Source organism: Vibrio sp. Vb0304, from assembly GCF_033338995.1.
GTDB lineage: Bacteria > Pseudomonadota > Gammaproteobacteria > Enterobacterales > Vibrionaceae > Vibrio > Vibrio alginolyticus.
The window spans coordinates 1-1,048 of sequence record NZ_JAWOTT010000355.1; the positions used below are offsets into that span (position 1 = coordinate 1).

A 1,048-nucleotide genomic window follows, 5' to 3' on the forward strand; every position below is an offset into this window, starting at 1 on the left:
CACTCGCTCACGGTAGGGATTGTCGTGATTGATAAAATAGTCCTGCAGCACATCACTTTTACTCAGCGTGTACGCATAGCTGTTAAGAAAAATATTGGCTTGTCGAAATTGCCCCGCCAGCTTTTCCATCTGAAGTTGTATGTAGCTATCTTCGCGCTTGATGAGTGTTACTTTTTGAATGCTATAGATGATGTAACTCGATACCAGCGCACTCAAAATGATCACGGGTGCGACAAGCAAGATAACTCGATTGCTTAATTTCATTATGGTTCTTCGACTTCCGTTTGTGTCCCTACAAACGTTGCTTACCTAAACGGTACTGAACGGATGATATATTTTTTGCAAATTGTAACCAGATTGTAAGGTGGGTGTTCTCGAAAATCAGACAACCATTTTAGAAATGTGATGATGTGGCAGATTTCCTTCCCGTTAACTAGAGGCTTTCTCAGTAATTGGACGTATTTCTGCTTTCGCGGGCACAAACCGTAGGGTTTTTGTGGGCTTTAAAAATGCTCATCGAAACGTTTCGATGGGTAAAGTGTGACTTGGTCGGCCTTTTCTTTCTCTTAGTGGGAAAAATCACGGATCATTCTCACACCTTACCGATCGGTGACTGGTGAAATCTCGCAAGCGTCTTATTATTGCATCGAAACGTTTCGATGAGTTTTCTGTTAATAATGAAAATTTCCTAAAACAGGCACTCATTGTTGTATGAACGTGTAACCGAAAGGTCGATGAGATGAAAAAAAGTACCCTAATTAACTCAGATATTTCTTACTTAGTGGCAACGCTAGGCCACACCGATGAAATCACGATTTGTGACGCGGGGCTGCCGATTCCTGATCATGTACAGCGCATCGATTTGGCGCTAACGCATGGCGTACCAAGTTTTCTTGATACCGTTCGCGTGATTTTGTCTGAGTCACAGATTGAAGGGGTCATCATTGCAGAAGAATTTTCCGATGTCAGTCCTGTTCTTCATGAAGCACTGCTTAAAGAGTTGAGCAAAGAGAGTGAGGACACGGGCAACTCGATTGAAATCAAATCC

Annotated in this window: 1 protein-coding gene and 1 pseudogene; one reads left to right on the top strand and one right to left on the bottom strand. The window is 42.6% G+C overall.

The features are described 5' to 3' along the window. A pseudogene (locus tag R7P35_RS26195) lies at positions 1 to 264 on the bottom strand (diguanylate phosphodiesterase); the annotation flags it as partial. 475 nt (positions 265 to 739) lie between these two features. Here R7P35_RS26195 and rbsD point away from each other — a divergent pair. Beyond that, positions 740 to 1,048 (top strand): D-ribose pyranase (gene rbsD / locus R7P35_RS26200; RefSeq protein ID WP_318093408.1); only part of this gene is annotated, 309 nt, incomplete at its 3' end.